General features: G+C 70.3%; 15 protein-coding genes and 1 pseudogene. 7 read left to right on the forward strand and 9 right to left on the reverse strand.

All coding sequences use genetic code 11. From position 1 onward, the window contains the following. Positions 1-70 precede the first annotated feature (70 nt). From pgl to tkt, 5 genes are read right to left on the reverse strand one after another with little or no spacing between them, the layout of a single operon-like run. Positions 71-853 (reverse strand): 6-phosphogluconolactonase, encoded by a 783-nt coding sequence (pgl, locus tag ACFYZJ_RS05465; protein WP_388563102.1) that lies wholly within the window; start codon positions 851-853, stop codon positions 71-73. Further along, a complete protein-coding gene (opcA, locus tag ACFYZJ_RS05470) occupies positions 850-1,905 on the reverse strand; it encodes a glucose-6-phosphate dehydrogenase assembly protein OpcA (RefSeq protein ID WP_388563104.1) in 1,056 nt (351 codons plus the stop codon). The genes pgl and opcA overlap by 4 nt, the downstream gene beginning before the upstream one ends. Beyond that, positions 1,902-3,434 carry a glucose-6-phosphate dehydrogenase gene (gene zwf, locus ACFYZJ_RS05475; RefSeq protein WP_388563106.1) on the reverse strand — a complete coding sequence of 511 codons (1,533 nt, stop codon included), beginning with the start codon at positions 3,432-3,434 and terminating at the stop codon, positions 1,902-1,904. Before zwf ends, opcA begins: the two co-directional genes overlap by 4 nt. A gap of 4 nt (positions 3,435-3,438) precedes the next feature. Next, positions 3,439-4,557 (reverse strand): transaldolase, encoded by a 1,119-nt coding sequence (tal, locus tag ACFYZJ_RS05480; RefSeq protein ID WP_388563108.1) that lies wholly within the window; start codon positions 4,555-4,557, stop codon positions 3,439-3,441. Positions 4,558-4,591: 34 nt separating this feature from the next. After that, positions 4,592-6,679, reverse strand: coding sequence for a transketolase (gene tkt / locus ACFYZJ_RS05485; RefSeq protein ID WP_388563110.1), 2,088 nt, complete (start codon positions 6,677-6,679; stop codon positions 4,592-4,594). A gap of 383 nt (positions 6,680-7,062) precedes the next feature. Between tkt and ACFYZJ_RS05490 the strand changes: the two genes are divergently transcribed. The 3 genes from ACFYZJ_RS05490 (at position 7,063) to ACFYZJ_RS05500 (ending at position 9,640) form a co-directional block, all read left to right on the forward strand. Further along, a complete protein-coding gene (locus tag ACFYZJ_RS05490; RefSeq protein WP_388563390.1) occupies positions 7,063-8,049 on the forward strand; it encodes a heme o synthase in 987 nt (328 codons plus the stop codon). Positions 8,050-8,131: 82 nt separating this feature from the next. Continuing rightward, positions 8,132-8,467, forward strand: a complete 336-nt coding sequence (locus tag ACFYZJ_RS05495; RefSeq protein WP_388563111.1) for a hypothetical protein — start codon at positions 8,132-8,134, stop codon at positions 8,465-8,467. Between the two features lie 66 nt (positions 8,468-8,533). Further along, positions 8,534-9,640: an amidohydrolase family protein gene (locus tag ACFYZJ_RS05500; RefSeq protein WP_388563113.1), complete on the forward strand. Its 1,107-nt coding sequence runs from the start codon at positions 8,534-8,536 to the stop codon at positions 9,638-9,640. A 19-nt stretch (positions 9,641-9,659) separates the two neighbouring features. Here ACFYZJ_RS05500 and ACFYZJ_RS05505 read toward each other — a convergent pair whose 3' ends face one another. From ACFYZJ_RS05505 to ACFYZJ_RS05520, 4 genes and pseudogenes are all read right to left on the reverse strand, one after another. Next, positions 9,660-10,667 carry a heme A synthase gene (locus tag ACFYZJ_RS05505; protein WP_388563115.1) on the reverse strand — a complete coding sequence of 336 codons (1,008 nt, stop codon included), beginning with the start codon at positions 10,665-10,667 and terminating at the stop codon, positions 9,660-9,662. A gap of 45 nt (positions 10,668-10,712) precedes the next feature. Then, positions 10,713-11,429 carry an ABC transporter permease gene (locus ACFYZJ_RS05510; RefSeq protein ID WP_388563392.1) on the reverse strand — a complete coding sequence of 239 codons (717 nt, stop codon included), beginning with the start codon at positions 11,427-11,429 and terminating at the stop codon, positions 10,713-10,715. 50 nt (positions 11,430-11,479) lie between these two features. Next, entirely contained in the window at positions 11,480-12,403 is a 924-nt protein-coding gene (locus ACFYZJ_RS05515; RefSeq protein ID WP_388563394.1) for an ABC transporter ATP-binding protein, read from the reverse strand. Positions 12,404-12,490: 87 nt separating this feature from the next. Beyond that, positions 12,491-13,310: pseudogene (locus ACFYZJ_RS05520) on the reverse strand (aminoglycoside N(3)-acetyltransferase); the annotation flags it as partial. 172 nt (positions 13,311-13,482) lie between these two features. Between ACFYZJ_RS05520 and ACFYZJ_RS05525 the strand changes: the two are divergent. Genes ACFYZJ_RS05525 through ACFYZJ_RS05540 form a run of 4 tightly spaced genes read left to right on the forward strand, consistent with a single transcriptional unit; the run spans position 13,483 to position 17,242 of the window. Further along, positions 13,483-14,259, forward strand: a complete 777-nt coding sequence (locus tag ACFYZJ_RS05525; RefSeq protein WP_388563117.1) for a helix-turn-helix transcriptional regulator — start codon at positions 13,483-13,485, stop codon at positions 14,257-14,259. Continuing rightward, positions 14,256-15,677 carry a Fe-S cluster assembly protein SufB gene (sufB, locus tag ACFYZJ_RS05530; protein WP_388563119.1) on the forward strand — a complete coding sequence of 474 codons (1,422 nt, stop codon included), beginning with the start codon at positions 14,256-14,258 and terminating at the stop codon, positions 15,675-15,677. Before ACFYZJ_RS05525 ends, sufB begins: the two co-directional genes overlap by 4 nt. A 60-nt stretch (positions 15,678-15,737) precedes the next feature. After that, positions 15,738-16,922 carry a Fe-S cluster assembly protein SufD gene (gene sufD / locus ACFYZJ_RS05535; RefSeq protein ID WP_388563121.1) on the forward strand — a complete coding sequence of 395 codons (1,185 nt, stop codon included), beginning with the start codon at positions 15,738-15,740 and terminating at the stop codon, positions 16,920-16,922. Further along, positions 16,919-17,242, forward strand: a complete 324-nt coding sequence (locus ACFYZJ_RS05540; protein WP_388563123.1) for a non-heme iron oxygenase ferredoxin subunit — start codon at positions 16,919-16,921, stop codon at positions 17,240-17,242. The genes sufD and ACFYZJ_RS05540 overlap by 4 nt, the downstream gene beginning before the upstream one ends. The last annotated feature ends 7 nt before the right edge of the window (positions 17,243-17,249 follow it).

The raw sequence follows: 17,249 nt of genomic DNA on the forward strand, positions 1-17,249 counted from the left end.
AGGTCCCCCTGAGGGGGTCGACCGAGGCGACGGGGGCGGCAGTCGGGGCATCTGCTGCCGCCCCCGTTCCTCACGGCGACGCCGGTGGGTACAAGGAGCGCGGCAGCTTCGAGGCCGCCGCCGCGTCCAGCAGCCACAGCGTGCGCGAGCGGCCGTGGGCGCCCGCCGCCGGGGCCTGGATCTCGCCCGCGCCCGACAGGGCGATCGCCGCCGCCTGCGCCTTGTCCTCGCCCGCCGCCAGCAGCCACACCTCGCGTGCCGCGCGGATCGCCGGCAGCGTCAAGGAGATGCGCGTAGGCGGCGGCTTCGGTGCGCCATGGACGGCGACCACCGTTCGTTCCGTCTCCCGTACCGCCGGCAGCTCCGGGAACAGCGACGCCACATGGGTGTCCGGGCCGACGCCCAGCATCAGCACGTCGAAGGTGGGCACCGGGCCGTGGTTCTCGGGACCCGCGGCCCGGGCCAGTTCCGCCGCGTACGCCTCGGCCGCCGACTCCACGTCCGCACCGTAGGGGCCGTCCGACGCGGGCATGGCGTGCACGCGCTTCGGGTCCAGCGGCACGGAGTCCAGCAGGGCCTCGCGGGCCTGGGTCACATTGCGCTCGGGGTCGCCCTCCGGCAGGTAGCGCTCGTCGCCCCACCACAGGTCGAGGCGGCCCCAGTCGATGGCGTCCCGGGCCGGTGCGGCGGCCAGTGCGGCGAGCAGGCCGTTGCCGTTGCGGCCACCGGTGAGCACGACCGACGCGGAGCCGCGCGAGGCCTGCGCGTCCACGATCTTCGTGATCAGCCGGGCCGCCGCGGCCTGGGCCATCAACTCCTTGTCGCGGTGCACGACGAGCTGGGGAGCAGTCACTTGGCGGCCGCCTTCTTCGCCGGGGCCTTCTTGGTGGCCTTCTTCGCGGGTGCCTTCGCGGCCGTCTCCACGGGGGCCTCCACCGCCACCGGCTCCTGTGCCGGAGCATCGGCGGCCTCCGCAGCCCCCGTGTTCAGCCGGTCCACCCCGTACCGCAGCGCCGACGCGTACGTGTCGTCCGGGTCCAGCCGCCGCAGCTCCTCCGCGATCAGCTCCGCCGTCTCCCGGCGCTTGAGCGCCACCGCACGGTCCGGCTGGCCCTGGATGGACAGGGTCGCGAGCGAGCCGTCCGCGCGGTCCAGGGTGATCGGACCGCAGGTGGTGTCCATGCGGACCGCGGTCAGGCCGGGACCCGAGGAGATCGAGCGCTTCACCGGGACGTCCAAGCGGTCCGCCAGCCACATCGCAAGGAGTTCGCAGCTCGGGTTGAACTCCTCGCCCTCCACCTCGACCTTCCGCACCTCGCAGGTGACCTGGTCGAGGGCCGCGGCCAGCATCGAGCGCCAGGGCGTGATACGGGTCCACGACAGGTCGGTGTCGCCGGGCGTGTAGGCATCGGCCCGGGCGCTCAGCTCCCGCACCGGCGCCTCGGCCGTGTAGGAGTCGGTCACCCGGCGCTGCGCGAGCGCGCCGAGCGGGTCGTTCGCCGGGTCGAGCGGCGCGTTCACCGGCCACCAGGCGACGACCGGGGCGTCCGGCAGCAGCAGCGGGAGGACGACCGACTGGGCGTGGTCGGACACCTCGCCGTACAGCCGCAGCACCACCGTCTCGCCGGTGCCCGCTTCCGCGCCCACCCGCACCTCGGCGTCCAGACGCGACGAGGTCCGGTCGCGCGGCGAACGCGAGACGCGCCTGATGACCACGAGGGTGCGCGAGGGGTGCTCGCGCGAGGCCTCGCTGGCGGCCTTCAGCGCGTCGTAGGCGTTCTCCTCGTCGGTGACGATGACCAGCGTGAGCACCATGCCGACGGCAGGCGTGCCGATCGCCCGGCGGCCCTCCACCAGCGCCTTGTTGATCTTGCTGGCCGTGGTGTCCGTGAGGTCTATCTTCATGGCCGGCGCCAGCTCCGTCCGTCTCGCTGAAGCATCTCGTCCGCCTCGACGGGCCCCCAGGTGCCGGCCGGGTACTGCGCGGGCCTGCCGTGCTCGTCCCAGTACTCCTCGATCGGGTCGAGGATCTTCCAGGACAGCTCGACCTCCTCCGTCCGGGGGAAGAGGTTGGCGTCACCCAGCAGCACGTCCAGGATCAGACGCTCGTACGCCTCCGGGCTGGACTCGGTGAAGGACTCGCCGTAGGCGAAGTCCATGGACACGTCCCGGATCTCCATCGAGGTGCCCGGCACCTTGGAGCCGAAGCGCACGGTGACGCCCTCGTCCGGCTGGACGCGGATGACGACCGCGTTCTGGCCGAGCTCCTCGGTGGCCGTCGTGTCGAAGGGGGAGTGCGGGGCCCGCTGGAAGACGACCGCGATCTCCGTCACCCGGCGGCCCAGCCGCTTGCCGGTGCGCAGGTAGAACGGCACGCCCGCCCAGCGGCGGTTGTCGATCTCCAGCTTCACCGCGGCGTAGGTGTCCGTCTTCGACTTCTTGTCGATGCCCTCTTCCTCGAGGTACCCGATGACCTTCTCGCCACCCTGCCAGCCGGCCGCGTACTGCCCGAACACGGTCGAGGCGCCCAGGTCCTTCGGCAGCCGCACCGCGCCGAGCACCTTGGTCTTCTCCGCGGCGAGCGCGTCGGCGTCGAAGGAGGCGGGCTCCTCCATGGCCGTCAGCGCCAGCAACTGGAGCAGGTGGTTCTGGATGACGTCCCGGGCGGCACCGATGCCGTCGTAGTAGCCGGCGCGGCCGCCGATGCCGATGTCCTCGGCCATGGTGATCTGCACGTGGTCCACGAAGGACCGGTTCCAGATCGGCTCGAACATCGTGTTGGCGAACCGCAGCGCCAGAATGTTCTGGACCGTCTCCTTGCCCAGGTAGTGGTCGATGCGGAAGACCTGGTCCGGGGCGAAGACCTCGTGCACGACCTTGTTGAGCTCCTCGGCCGACTTCAGGTCGTGACCGAACGGCTTTTCGATGACCGCGCGGCGCCAGGAGCCGGCCTGCTGGTCGGCCAGGCCGTGCTTCTTCAGCTGCTGGATGACCACCGGGAAGGACTTCGGCGGCACGGAGAGGTAGAAGGCGAAGTTGCCGCCCGTGCCCTGCGCCTTGTCGAGCTCCTCGATCGTCGAGCGCAGCCGCTCGAAGGCGTCGTCGTCGTCGAAGGTGCCCTGGACGAAGCGCATCCCCTGGATGAGCTGCTGCCAGACCTCCTCGCGGAACGGCGTACGGGCGTGCTCCTTGACGGCGTCGTGGACCACCCTGGCGAAGTCCTCGTGCTCCCAGTCGCGGCGGGCGAAGCCGACGAGCGAGAAGCCCGGGGGCAGCAGACCCCGGTTTGCCAGGTCGTAAACGGCTGGCATCAGCTTTTTACGTGACAAATCGCCCGTAACGCCGAAGATGACCAGGCCCGACGGCCCCGCGATACGCGGGAGCCGCCGGTCCGCGGCGTCACGAAGCGGATTCGCTCCGTGTACGGATGTCAAGATTTCAGCCCTCCGAGGGCGCGAGGCGCTGCAGTTCCGCCTCGGTCGACTTGAGGAGGTCGTTCCAGGACGCCTCGAACTTCTCGACGCCCTCGTCCTCCAGGAGCTGGACCACTTCGTCGTACGAGATCCCGAGCTTCTCGAGCGCCTCCAGGTCGGCGCGCGCCTGCTCATAGGTGCCGGCGACGGTGTTGCCGCTGATCTCGCCGTGGTCCTCGGTGGCCACCAGGGTGGCCTCCGGCATGGTGTTCACCGTGTTCGGCGCCACCAGCTCGTCCACGTACAGGGTGTCCTTGTACGCCTTGTCCTTCACGCCGGTGGAGGCCCACAGCGGACGCTGCTTGTTCGCGCCGGCGTTCTCCAGTGCGGACCAGCGGTCGGAGGAGAAGACCTCCTCGTACGCCTGGTAGGCGAGCCGCGCGTTGGCGACGGCGGCCTTGCCGCGCAGCGCCTTCGCCTCGGGCGTGCCGAGCGCGTCGATCCGCTTGTCGATCTCGGTGTCGACGCGGGAGACGAAGAAGGACGCCACCGAGTGGATACGGGAGAGGTCCAGGCCCCTCTCACGGGCCTTCTCCAGGCCGCTGAGGTAGGCGTCCATGACCTCGCGGTAGCGCTCCAGCGAGAAGATCAGCGTGACGTTGACGCTGATGCCGTTGCCGATCGTCTCGGTGATCGCCGGCAGGCCCGCACGGGTCGCCGGGATCTTGATGAGCGTGTTCGGCCGGTCGACCAGCCAGGCCAGCTGCTTGGCCTCGGCGACGGTGGCCCGGGTGTTGTGCGCGAGCCGCGGGTCGACCTCGATCGACACCCGGCCGTCCTGGCCCTCGGTGGCGTCGAACACCGGACGCAGGATGTCCGCCGCGTCCCGGACGTCCGCCGTGGTGATCATGCGGATCGCCTCTTCGACGGTGACCTTGCGGGCGGCGAGGTCGGCGAGCTGCTGCTCGTAGCCGTCGCCCGACGAGATCGCCTTCTGGAAGATCGTCGGGTTGGTGGTGACGCCCACGACGTGCTGCTGGTCGATCAGTTCGGCGAGGTTGCCGGACGTGATCCGCTTGCGCGACAGGTCGTCCAGCCAGATCGCGACGCCTTCCTCGGTAAGGCGCTTGAGTGCGTCTGTCATGGAAATTGCATCTCCTACGTGTCGTGTATCAGCGTCAGCGCTGGGCTGCGGCGATCGATTCCCGGGCGGCGGATGCGACGTTCTCGGCAGTGAAACCGAACTCGCGGAAGAGCACCTTGCCGTCGGCCGAAGCACCGAAGTGCTCCAGGGAAACGATGCGTCCCGCATACCCGACGTACTTGTGCCAGGTGAGGCCGATCCCGGCCTCGACCGCGACCCGCGCCCTCACCGACGGCGGCAGGACGCTGTCCCGGTACCCCTGGTCCTGCTCCTCGAACCACTCCACGGACGGCATCGACACCACCCGCGTCGGCACGCCCTCGGCCTGGAGCTGCTCGCGCGCCTCGACGGCGAGGTGCACCTCGGACCCGGTGGCGATCAGGATCACCTGCGGTTCGCCACCGTCCGCCTCGAACAGCACGTAGCCACCGCGCGCGGTGTCCTCGTTCGGCTCGTACGTCGGCACGCCCTGACGGGTCAGCGCCAGACCGTGCGGGGCGCCCTTGCCGAACTCCTTCGTCCAGCGCTTGAGGATCTCGCGCCAGGCGATCGCGGTCTCGTTGGCGTCGGCCGGGCGCACGATGTTCAGGCCCGGGATGGCGCGCAGCGAGGCCAGGTGCTCGATCGGCTGGTGGGTCGGGCCGTCCTCACCGAGACCGATGGAGTCGTGCGTCCACACGTACGTCACCGGCAGGTGCATCAGCGCGGACAGGCGCACGGCGTTGCGCATGTAGTCGGAGAACACGAGGAACGTGCCGCCGTAGATCCGGGTGTTGCCGTGCAGCGCGATGCCGTTCATCTCCGCGGCCATGGAGTGCTCGCGGATGCCGAAGTGGATCGTGCGGCCGTAGGGGCTCGCCTCCGGCAGCGGGTTGTCGGCCGGCAGGAAGGAGCTGTTCTTGTCGATCGTGGTGTTGTTCGACCCGGCGAGGTCGGCGGAACCGCCCCACAGCTCGGGGATGACGGCACCCAGCGCCTGTAGCACCTTGCCGGAGGCGGCACGTGTGGCGACGCCCTTGCCCGCCTCGAAGACCGGGAGCTTCTCCTCCCAGCCGGTGGGCAGCTCGCCCTTGCTGATCCGGTCGTACTCGGCGGCGCGCTCGGGGTTGTTGTCCCGCCACTGCTGGAAGGACTTCTCCCATTCGGCCTTGGCCTCACGGCCTCGCCGAAGCGCCTCGCGGGTGTGCGCCAGGACCTCGTCCGTGACCTCGAAGGACTTCTCCGGGTCGAAGCCCAGGACCCGCTTGGTGGCCGCGACCTCGTCCTCGCCCAGCGCGGAGCCGTGCGCGGCCTCGGTGTTCTGCGCGTTCGGCGCGGGCCAGGCGATGATCGAACGCATCGCGATGAAGGACGGCCGGTCCGTGACCTTCTTCGCTTCCTGGATGGCGTTGTAGATGGCGTGCGGGTCCAGGTCGCCGTCCGGCTTCGGCGCGACGCGCTGCACGTGCCAGCCGTAGGCCTCGTACCGCCGAGCCGTGTCCTCGGAGACCGCGGTCGCGGTGTCGCCCTCGATGGAGATGTGGTTGTCGTCCCACAGCAGGATCAGATTGCCGAGCTTCTGGTGCCCGGCCAGCGAGGACGCCTCCGCGGAGATGCCCTCCTGCAGGCAGCCGTCGCCGGCGATGCAGTAGATGAAGTGGTCGAAGGGGGACTCGCCCTGCGGGGCGTCCGGGTCGAACAGGCCGCGCTCGTAGCGGGCGGCCATCGCCATGCCCACGGCGTTGGCGACACCCTGGCCCAGCGGGCCGGTCGTCGTCTCCACGCCCACCGTGTGCCCGTACTCGGGGTGGCCGGGGGTCTTCGAGCCCCAGGTGCGGAAGGCCTTCAGATCGTCCAGCTCCAGGCCGAAGCCGGCCAGGTACAGCTGGGTGTAGAGGGTCAGGGACGAGTGGCCGGCGGACAGCACGAAGCGGTCACGGCCCACCCAGTCGGCGTCGGCCGGATCGTGGCGCATCACCTTCTGGAAGAGGGTGTAGGCGGCCGGAGCCAGGCTCATCGCCGTACCCGGATGGCCGTTTCCGACCTTCTGTACGGCATCGGCGGCCAGGACACGCGCGGTGTCGACCGCACGCTGGTCCAACTCGGTCCACTCGAGGTCTGTGGTGGTCGGCTTGGTGCTCACCCTGGGTCAGGGCTCCTCTCCACATGTCGAATGCCGGTGCACTGGGCGCCCACCGGCCGCTGCTGAGCCTACCCCTGTAAGTACGTGCGTCTTTTCGGGTCATTCCAGACTGCCGGGAGTCCCGGAAGTCCGCCTCCCGACCCGCCATATCCGTGGTCGGCAACTGAATACGGAGCCGCTCATCCGATCGCTCAACCGAGCGGGAACGGGCTCGTGCTCCACCGTTCCTTTCACCGTTCGTTTCACCGGCCGCACAGCCGCCGGCGAACACGACCCACCCCCCGCGAAGGGCGCGCTTCGGGCAACGTCTAAAGTTGCGTGAGTACGCGCGAGCCTTTACTGGGCGTTCACAGCCACGGCTCGCTGGGATGTCTCTGTCAGGGGTGTGCGTGACGGCCGTCGAATCCCGTCCTGGGGGCACCTCCCAGGCCCTTCAGGCACAGGGGGAGGGGGTGCTTGGTGCGAGCAAGAGCCCGAGCCACCGGCCGTTCGGGGCCCGTGTCAAGGCGTTCGTGGCACTGACCAAGCCGCGGATCATCGAGCTGCTGCTGATCACCACGGTCCCGGTGATGTTCCTCGCCCAGCGGGGCGTGCCGGATCTGAAGCTGGTCCTGCTCACCTGCCTCGGCGGCTACCTGTCCGCGGGCGGTGCCAACGCGCTGAACATGTACATCGACCGCGACATCGACGCGCTGATGGACCGCACCTCCCAGCGCCCGCTGGTCACCGGCATGGTCAGCCCCCGCGAGTGCCTCGCCTTCGGCATCACGCTGGCGGTCGTCTCCACGCTGCTGTTCGGTTTCACGGTCAACTGGCTGTCGGCGTGGCTGTCGCTCGGAGCGCTCCTTTTCTACGTCGTCGTCTACACGATGATCCTCAAGCGTCGTACCTCGCAGAACATCGTGTGGGGCGGCATCGCCGGCTGCATGCCCGTACTCATCGGGTGGTCCTCGGTCACCAACTCCATGTCGTGGGCCCCGGTCATCCTCTTCCTCGTGATGTTCTTCTGGACGCCGCCGCACTACTGGCCGCTGTCCATGAAGGTCAGGGAGGACTACGCGCGCGTGGGCGTGCCCATGCTGCCGGTCATCGCCTCCAACAAGGTCGTCGCCCGGCAGATCGTGCTCTACAGCTGGGTCATGGTCGCCGTCTCCCTGCTGCTGACCCCGCTCGGCTACACCGGCTGGTTCTACACGGCGGTCGCGCTGGCTGCGGGCGGCTGGTGGCTGTGGGAGGCGCACGCGCTGCAGAACCGGGCGAAGGCGGAGGCCACCGGGGCCAAGCTGAAGGAGATGCGGCTCTTCCACTGGTCGATCACCTACGTCTCGCTGCTGTTCGTCGCCGTGGCGGTCGACCCGTTCCTGCGCTGACGACGCGCACACCGCGTCGGCTGACGTACGTCACAGGGCACTGCTCTCGCCAGTCGATCTACCCGTCGGTAGCATCCTGACCATGGCAGACACGCAGCAGGTTGACCCCAAGGACGAGCGCAGGGTGGCCCGGATCGCCCGGCAGATCAGCTCCTTCTCCAAGGCCCACGGCGGTGCCGAGGGCCAGGTCGCGTACATCGGGCAGCGCGGGGCGCGGATCGTGCTCGTGGGCGAGGACGGCACCTGGGGCGACCTCGTGGCGCCCAGCTACGCCGTGGCCGAGAAGGCGGTGGAGAAGTCCGGCATCACCGTCCACGAGGCGTTCGACGGCGAGTTCGCGGGCAAGGTGGAGACCGGCCCCTACGAGTGGACGCGCATGGCGGGGATCCAGGTGGGCGGCAAGCGCGCCGCCCGGTAGCAACACCTCATGCCGGGTTCACCCGTTAGGACCTTCAGGAGGCACGGTCCAGTCACGGGAGTCCGGATGATCGAAACGCCGTCCCTGGTGGACCAGTACTGCCACGGCGTGCTCCGCAGCGAGCTGGGCCTCGGCACCTTCGAGGCCCACCTCGCCCGTACCGAGGGCCCGCCCGCCGCCGGTACCACCCTGTTCGACACCCAGACGGGTTTCGCCGTACGCCGCTGGTGTCCGCCGCTGCTCGGTCTGGAGCCGCACTGCCCGCCCGCCCGTTATCTCGCCCGGCGGCGTGAGCTCGGTGTCCTGGAAGCGGGGCGCAGGCTGCTGCGCGGCAGCGGCATCACCACCTACCTCGTCGACACCGGGCTGCCCGGCGACCTGACCGGGCCCGCCGAGATGGCGTCCACGGGGGATGCCGAGGCACACGAGATCGTGCGCCTTGAGCTGCTCGCCGAACAGGTGGCCGACACCTCCGGCACCGTGGAGGGATTCCTCGCCAATCTCGCCGAGTCGATCCACGGGGCGGCGGCGCACGCGGTGGCGTTCACCTCGGTCGCCGGCGTGCGGCACGGTCTGTCCCTCGCGCCGGAGCCGCCGGGTCCCGGGGAGGTGCGCGGCGCGGCCGGCCGCTGGCTGGCGGGCCGAAGAGTCGGAGGCACCCTGTCCGACCCGGTGCTGCTGCGCCATCTGCTGTGGAGCGCGGTGGCCTCGGGCCGGCCGCTCCAGCTCCATGCGGGCCTCGGCGAACCGGGCCTGCGCATCGACCGCACCGACCCCGTCCTGCTCACCGACTTCGTGCGCGCCACGGCCGGTCTGGGTACGGACCTCGTCCTGTTGCACGGCTACCCGTACCACCGGCACGCGGCGCATCTGGCCGGGGTCTTCCCGCACGTCTACGCGGACCTGGGCGCCGCGCTGGTCCGCACCGGCGCCCGGGCCGCCGCCGTCCTGGCCGAGATCCTGGAGCTGGCGCCCTTCGGCAAGCTCCTCTTCTCCAGCGGCGCCCACGGCCTGCCCGAGCTCCATGTGATCGGCGCCCGCCTCTTCCGCGAGGCGCTGTCCCGGCTGCTGGGCGGCTGGGTCTCCGAGGGCGCCTGGTCCCTGGCGGACGCCCAGCGGGTGGCGGAGATGATCGCGGCGGGGAACGCGCGCCGGGTGTACGGGCTGCAGTGAGCCCTGCGGGGTACGACCGTCAGGCGTTGGTGAGAGCCGACTCCGCCGAGGGACCCGGAAGGCCGGTGGCCGCTCCGGCGCGTTCGCGCAGCGACAGCAGCACCCGGAGCACCCCGATCCACACCAGGCAGGAGCCGAGCATGTGGAGGCCGACCAGGACCGCGGGCAGGTGCGTGAAGTACTGGACGTAGCCGATCACGCCCTGGGCGAGCAGGATCAGGAACAGGTCGCGGGTGCGGGCCAGGGGGCCCTTGGGGGCGTCGACGGCCTTGAGGAGGAACCACAGCGCGAACGTCAGCGTCACCACGATCCAGGCGAGCACCGCGTGCACCTTGGCCACCGTCTCCCAGCTGATGTGGATCCGGTCGACCTTGCCGGAGTCACCCGGGTGCGGCCCGGCCCCCGTCACCACCGTGCCGACGGCGATGAGCAGCAGGGACGCGGCCACCAGGAACCACACCAACTGCTGCACGGCCTTGCCGACCAGCGGCCGGGGCGCGCCGTCGCCCTCGCGGGCGCGCTGCCACATCACCGCGGCGACCGCGACGAGAGCCGTCGCCAGCAGGAAGTGGGCCGCGACCGTGTACGGGTTGAGGCCCACGAGCACGACGATTCCGCCGAGGATCGCGTTGCTCATCACGAGCCAGAACTGCGCCCAGCCCAGCCGGGTCAGGCTGCGCCGGTACGGCTTCTCGGAGCGGGCGGCGATGATCGCCCAGCCGACCGCGGCGCACAGCACGTACGTCAGCATGCGGTTGCCGAACTCGATGGCGCTGTGATAGCTCAGCGCGTGCGTCGGCGTCAGTGAGCCGTCGGTGCACTCGGGCCAGGTCGGGCAACCGAGACCCGAGGCGGTCAGCCGGACGGCACCGCCGGTGACGACGATGACCACCGACATGACGAGCGCGGCGAGAGCCGCCCGCTGGACGGTCCGGGGCTCGGGGGTCCAGCGGTCGGCGATGAAGGCGAGCGGGTTGCGCAGGGCCGCTGTGGCGTCGGCGCGGTTCAGCTTTGGCACGCCCACCATCGTAGGCCGCCGCTTGTGCACGCTTTCACGAGGGTCCCGCTCTGCTCACTCCCAGCGGAAGAACCTCGCGGCGGCGGCCAGGCCCACCACGGCCCACACCGCCAGGATGCCCAGGTCACCCCAGGGGGTTCCGGCCCCGTGCTGCAGCACGGACCGCAGACCGTCGGAGAGGGCGGAGATCGGAAGCAGCCCGAGGACGTCCTGGGCGCCCGCGGGGAACTTGTCCAGCGGCACGATCACGCCGCCGCCCACGAGCAGCAGCAGGAACACCAGGTTGGCGGCGGCCAGGGTGGCCTCCGCCTTCAGCGTGCCCGCCATCAGCAGGCCGAGCCCGGAGAAGGCGGCCGTGCCGAGGACCAGCAGGAGCAGCACGGCGAGGGGGTTGCCGTGTGGCGACCAGCCCAGCGCGAACGCGATCACCGTCAGCAGCACCACCTGGAGGACCTCGGTGACCAGGACGGAGGCCGTCTTGGCGGTCATCAGCCCCCAGCGGGGGAGCGGCGAGGAGGCGAGCCGCTTCAGCACGCCGTAACGGCGCTCGAAGCCGGTCGCGATGGCCTGTCCGGTGAACGCGGTCGACATCACGGCGAGTGCCAGGATGCCGGGCGCGAGGAAGTCGACGGCCTTGCCCGCGCCGGTGTCGACGATGTCGACCGAGCTGAAGAGGACCAGCAGCAGCGTGGGGATGACGACCGTCAGGAGCAGTTGCTCGCCGTTGCGCAGCAGCATCCGCGTCTCCAGCGCGGCCTGCGCGGCGATCATGCGGGGCAGGGGGGCGGCGCCGGGCTTGGGCGTGTAGGTGCCGATGGTGGTCACGAGCGCAGCTCCTTGCCGGTGAGCTCCAGGAAAACGTCCTCCAGGGTGTGCCGTTCGACCGAGATCCTGTCCGGCATCACCCCGTGCTGCGCGCACCACGAGGTGACGGTCGCCAGCAGCTGCGGATCGACCTTGCCGACGACGCGGTAGGCGCCCGGCGTCAGCTCCGCCGCCGAACAGTCCGCCGGGAGCGCCTTCAGCAGGGAGCCCACGTCGAGGCCGGGCCGGCCGGTGAAGCGGAGCGTGTTCTCGGCGCCGCCGCGGCACAGCTCCTCCGGGGCGCCCTGCGCGATCACGCGGCCCGCGTCGATGATCGCCACGTCGTCCGCGAGCTGCTCGGCCTCGTCCATGTGGTGGGTGGTCAGGATCACGGAGACGCCGTCGGCGCGCAGATCGCGGACGAGGTCCCAGGTGGCCCGGCGGGCCTGCGGGTCGAGGCCGGCGGTCGGCTCGTCCAGGAACACCAGCTCGGGGCGGCCGACGACGGCCATGGCGAGCGCGAGCCGCTGCTGCTGCCCGCCCGACAGGCGCCGGTACGGCGTCCTGCCGCAGCTGCCCAGCCCCAGCCGCTCGATGAGCGCGTCCACGTCGAGGGGGTGCGCGTGCAGCTTGGCCACGTGGCGGAGCATCTCCTCCGCGCGGGCGCCCGAGTACACGCCGCCGGACTGGAGCATCACGCCGATCCGGGGACGCAGCGCGGCGGCCTCTCCGACCGGGTCGAGGCCCAGGACGCGCACCGTGCCGGAGTCCGGCTTCCGGTACCCCTCGCAGGTCTCGACCGTGGTCGTCTTCCCCGCCCCGTTGGGGCCGAGAACAGCGGTGATACCCGCCCGGGCCACCAGGTCGAGCCCGTCCACCGCGGTCTTCGTGCCATACCGCTTCACCAGGGCCTGTACCTGGACGACCGGCTCACTTCCCATGGGTCCAGAGTCTAGGTAGGCGTCCCGGGCAGCGGACGAGGGGGGCCGGAAACCGATTGCACCGAGGACGACAGCGTCCGGAAACCACTCTTCGCGCGGCCTGTGCAGTGTCAGCCACCGCTCCGCGTAAGCCACCGCGTCCGCGACCGGGAACAGCCGCACCTGGGCCGCGCCCACCCTTCCCCGCACGACGGGCCTGTCCCGCTCGAAGTCGTGCCCCAGTTCGTCGAAGCGCTCGGAAGTGATCGACACCTCGGTCACCACTTCCCATCCCTTCGGTCCCGGCCGACCCACCTGAACGAGCGGCGAGGGTATGCGGTACTCGGCCAGGTGGAAGCAGGTGCAGGAGTCGTATCCGGCCCCCGGCAGCAGCACACGGGCGCCCAGGGCCTCCAGCCGGGCCAGCGGGCTGCTCCCCCACTGCCTTGAGGGCGTGGGCGGTGCCCCCAGCCCAGGCGGCAGTCGGGCGAGTGGCCTCGACGATCTCCGCGGCGCGCGGGCCGACCGCGGCGAAGGACGTCCGGGGGTGGGCGCTGCGCAGGGCGCCCGGCCGCGTGCGTACGGTCTCCGGGATCACGCCGACCCCGCGCGTGGGCGTGGTCCGGGGGCCGTGGGCGGGCATGGTGGCCCGGATGGTCTCCCACCATTCCTCGGGCACCGGCGGATTTCCCCACAGCGCAGGGTCGGACAGATCGCCGGACTGCGTCGGCACCGCCAGCGTGCCGTCCGGGCCGAGGGCGTCGAGAAGTCCCTGGACGACCGCGACGGCACCTCCGTCGACCCAGCCGAGCGAGCTGAGCGAGGAGTGCACGAGGAGGATCTCGCCGGGCGTCACACCGAGCGCGCGCAGCTGTGCCGCCAGAGTGTCCCTGGTGACAAGAGAGCCGGTCGGAAGGGGTGTGGGCATGGCCTGGGAATCTTGTCCGGATGGCCGGTGACCGCCACCGGTTTGATCGGCCGCAGGTTGGCCGCCGAGCGTTTCCGCAGGTCGGCTTAGGTATGCCTAAGTGACGTACCGCACCGGCCGCCCGTCCGGACGACGCTTGTCAGCTTCTGCGGAATTACGCAACAATGGCGTTGTGAAAAACGTCGGCGAGGCTCGGGAGACCCCGGTGGGGGCCCCTCAGGAGGAGTTCACGACCGGGGAGCGCTCGACGCGCAACCGGGTCGCGCGGTCCATCCTGGACCACGGCCCGTCGACCGTCGCCGAGCTGGCCGGACGACTGGGACTCACCCAGGCGGCCGTACGTCGTCACCTGGACGCGCTCGTCGCCGACGACGTCGTGGAGGCGCGCGAGCAGCGCGTGTACGGCACGCGCACGCGCGGGCGACCCGCCAAGGTCTTCGCCCTCACCGACTGCGGCCGCGACGCCTTCGACCAGTCGTACGACAAGCTGGCCGTGGACGCCCTGCGCTGGATCGCCGAGCACGAGGGCGGTGAGGCGGCCGTCGCCGCGTTCGCCCGCGCCCGGATCGCCGCCCAGGCAGGCGCCTACCGCGAGGCGATCGAGGCGGCCGCTCCGGAGCAGCGCACCGAAGCGCTGGCCAAGGCCTTGAGTGCGGACGGGTACGCTGCTACGGCACGCAGTGCACCGGTCGGCGAGCAGCTCTGCCAGCACCACTGCCCGGTCGCCCATGTCGCGGAGCAGTTCCCGCAGCTGTGCGAGGCCGAGACGGAAGTCTTCTCCCAACTGCTCGGCACGCACGTCCAGCGACTGGCCACGATCGCGCACGGCGACGGCGTCTGCACGACGTTCATCCCCAAGGCGGCGCACCGGGCGCCCCGCAAAGCTTCCAAGATTTCCGAGACCACTCACAACGCATCTGCCAGCACGGCCGGGAGGAACCCCGCATGACTCTCCCCACGGAGACTGCCCACCCTGAGCTCGAGGGCCTGGGCAAGTACGAATACGGCTGGGCCGACTCCGACGTGGCCGGTGCCTCCGCCAGGCGCGGCCTCAACGAGGAAGTCGTCCGCGACATCTCCGGCAAGAAGTCCGAGCCGGAGTGGATGACCAAGCTGCGCCTGAAGGGCCTGAAGCTCTTCGAGAAGAAGCCGATGCCGAACTGGGGGTCGGACCTGTCGGGCATCGACTTCGACAACATCAAGTACTTCGTGCGCTCCACGGAGAAGCAGGCGGAGTCCTGGGAGGACCTGCCCGAGGACATCAAGAACACCTACGACAAGCTGGGCATCCCGGAGGCCGAGAAGCAGCGCCTGGTCGCCGGTGTCGCCGCCCAGTACGAGTCGGAGGTCGTCTACCACCAGATCCGCGAGGACCTGGAGGAGCAGGGCGTCATCTTCCTCGACACCGACACCGCGCTGAAGGAGCACCCGGAGCTCTTCAAGGAGTACTTCGGCACGGTCATCCCGGCCGGTGACAACAAGTTCGCCGCGCTGAACACCGCCGTGTGGTCCGGCGGCTCCTTCATCTACGTGCCGAAGGGCGTGCACGTGGAGATCCCGCTCCAGGCCTACTTCCGCATCAACACGGAGAACATGGGCCAGTTCGAGCGGACCCTGATCATCGTCGACGAGGGCGCCTACGTGCACTACGTCGAGGGTTGTACGGCCCCGATCTACAAGAGCGACTCCCTGCACAGCGCGGTCGTCGAGATCATCGTCAAGAAGAACGCCCGCTGCCGCTACACGACCATCCAGAACTGGTCGAACAACGTCTACAACCTGGTCACCAAGCGCGCCGTGGCCTACGAGGGCGCGACCATGGAGTGGATCGACGGCAACATCGGCTCCAAGGTGACGATGAAGTACCCGGCCGTCTACCTGATGGGCGAGCACGCCAAGGGCGAGACCCTCTCCATCGCCTTCGCGGGCGAGGGCCAGCACCAGGACGCGGGCGCCAAGATGGTCCACATGGCGCCGAACACGTCGTCGAACATCGTGTCGAAGTCCGTGGCGCGCGGTGGCGGCCGGACCTCCTACCGTGGTCTGATCGAGATCGGCGAGGGCGCCGCCGGGTCGAAGTCGAACGTGCTGTGCGACGCGCTGCTCGTCGACACCATCTCCCGGTCCGACACGTACCCGTACGTGGACGTCCGCGAGGACGACGTGTCCATGGGCCACGAGGCGACCGTCTCCAAGGTCTCCGAGGACCAGCTCTTCTACCTGATGAGCCGCGGCCTCTCCGAGGACGAGGCCATGGCGATGATCGTGCGCGGCTTCGTCGAGCCGATCGCCAAGGAGCTGCCCATGGAGTACGCGCTGGAGCTCAACCGGCTGATCGAGCTGCAGATGGAGGGCGCGGTCGGCTGACCGCCCACCGCAAAGCCCCCGTCACGCCAGATACGTAAGAAAGCGAGCACAACGACAGCCATGGCTGAGGCCCAGAACATCCCCGTGGGGTCCACCACCGCGGGCTCGATCGCGGTCGCCGCCGAGTCGACCGTCGCCACGCGCATGAGCGCGCCGCCCTCCTTCGACGTGGCGGACTTCCCGGTGCCGCACGGCCGCGAGGAGGAGTGGCGGTTCACGCCGCTGGAGCGGCTGCGCGGGCTGCACGACGGCACCGCCGTCGCGAACGGCGACGGCGTGAAGGTGGCCGTCGAGGCCCCTGAGGGCGTCACCGTCGAGACCGTCGGCCGCGACGACGCGCGGCTCCGCAGGGCGGGCACTCCCGTGGACCGTGTCGCCGCCCAGGCGTACTCCGCCTTCGAGAAGGCCTCGGTCGTCACCGTCGCCAAGGACACCGTCCTCACCGAGCCGATCCGCATCGCGGTGCACGGCGAGGGCGGGACCGCCTTCGGCCACCAGGTGATCGAGCTGGGCGCCTTCGCCGAGGCGGTCGTCGTCATCGACCACACCGGTGACGCGGTGCTCGCCGCCAACGTCGACTACATCCTGGGTGACGGCGCCAAGCTGACCGTCGTCTCCGTCCAGGACTGGGACGACAAGGCCGTGCACGTGGCCCAGCACAACGCGCTGGTCGGCCGGGACGCGAGCTTCAAGTCCGTGGTCGTCACCTTCGGCGGCGACGTGGTCCGTCTGCACCCGCGCGTGACCTACGCCGGCACCGGTGGTGAGGCCGAGCTGTTCGGCCTGTACTTCACCGACCGGGGCCAGCACCAGGAGCACCGGCTCTTCGTCGACCACAACACCCCGCACTGCAAGTCGAACGTCGTCTACAAGGGCGCGCTCCAGGGCGACGACGCGCACGCCGTGTGGATCGGTGACGTGCTCATCGAGGCCAAGGCCGAGGGCACGGACACGTACGAGATGAACCGCAACCTCGTCCTGACGGACGGCGCCCGCGTCGACTCGGTCCCCAACCTGGAGATCGAGACCGGCGAGATCGTCGGCGCCGGCCACGCCAGCGCCACCGGCCGCTTCGACGACGAGCAGCTCTTCTACCTGATGGCCCGCGGCATCCCGGAGCACGAGGCGCGCCGCCTGGTGGTCCGTGGCTTCTTCGCCGAGCTGGTCCAGCAGATCGGTGTCGCGGACATCGAGGAGCGGCTGATCGCCAAGATCGAGGAGGAGCTGGAGGCGTCGGTCGCATGAGCAGTGCCTTCGTACGTGTCTGCGGTCTGAGCGAGCTGGAGGAGGACACCCCGAAGCGGGTGGAGCTCGACGGCACGCCCATCTCGGTCGTCAGGACCGAGGGCGAGGTGTTCGCGATCAACGACATCTGCTCGCACGCGAACGTCTCCCTCTCCGAGGGCGAGGTCGACGACTGCCACATCGAGTGCTGGCTGCACGGCTCGCGCTTCGACCTCCGCTCCGGCAAGCCGGACGCCCTTCCCGCGACGCGCCCCGTCCCCGTATACCCCGTAAAGATCGAAGGGGACGACGTGCTCGTCTCCCTCACCCAGGAGTCCTGAGGCACCC

It is taken from the genome of Streptomyces sp. NPDC001848 (assembly GCF_042891915.1).
GTDB lineage: Bacteria > Actinomycetota > Actinomycetes > Streptomycetales > Streptomycetaceae > Streptomyces.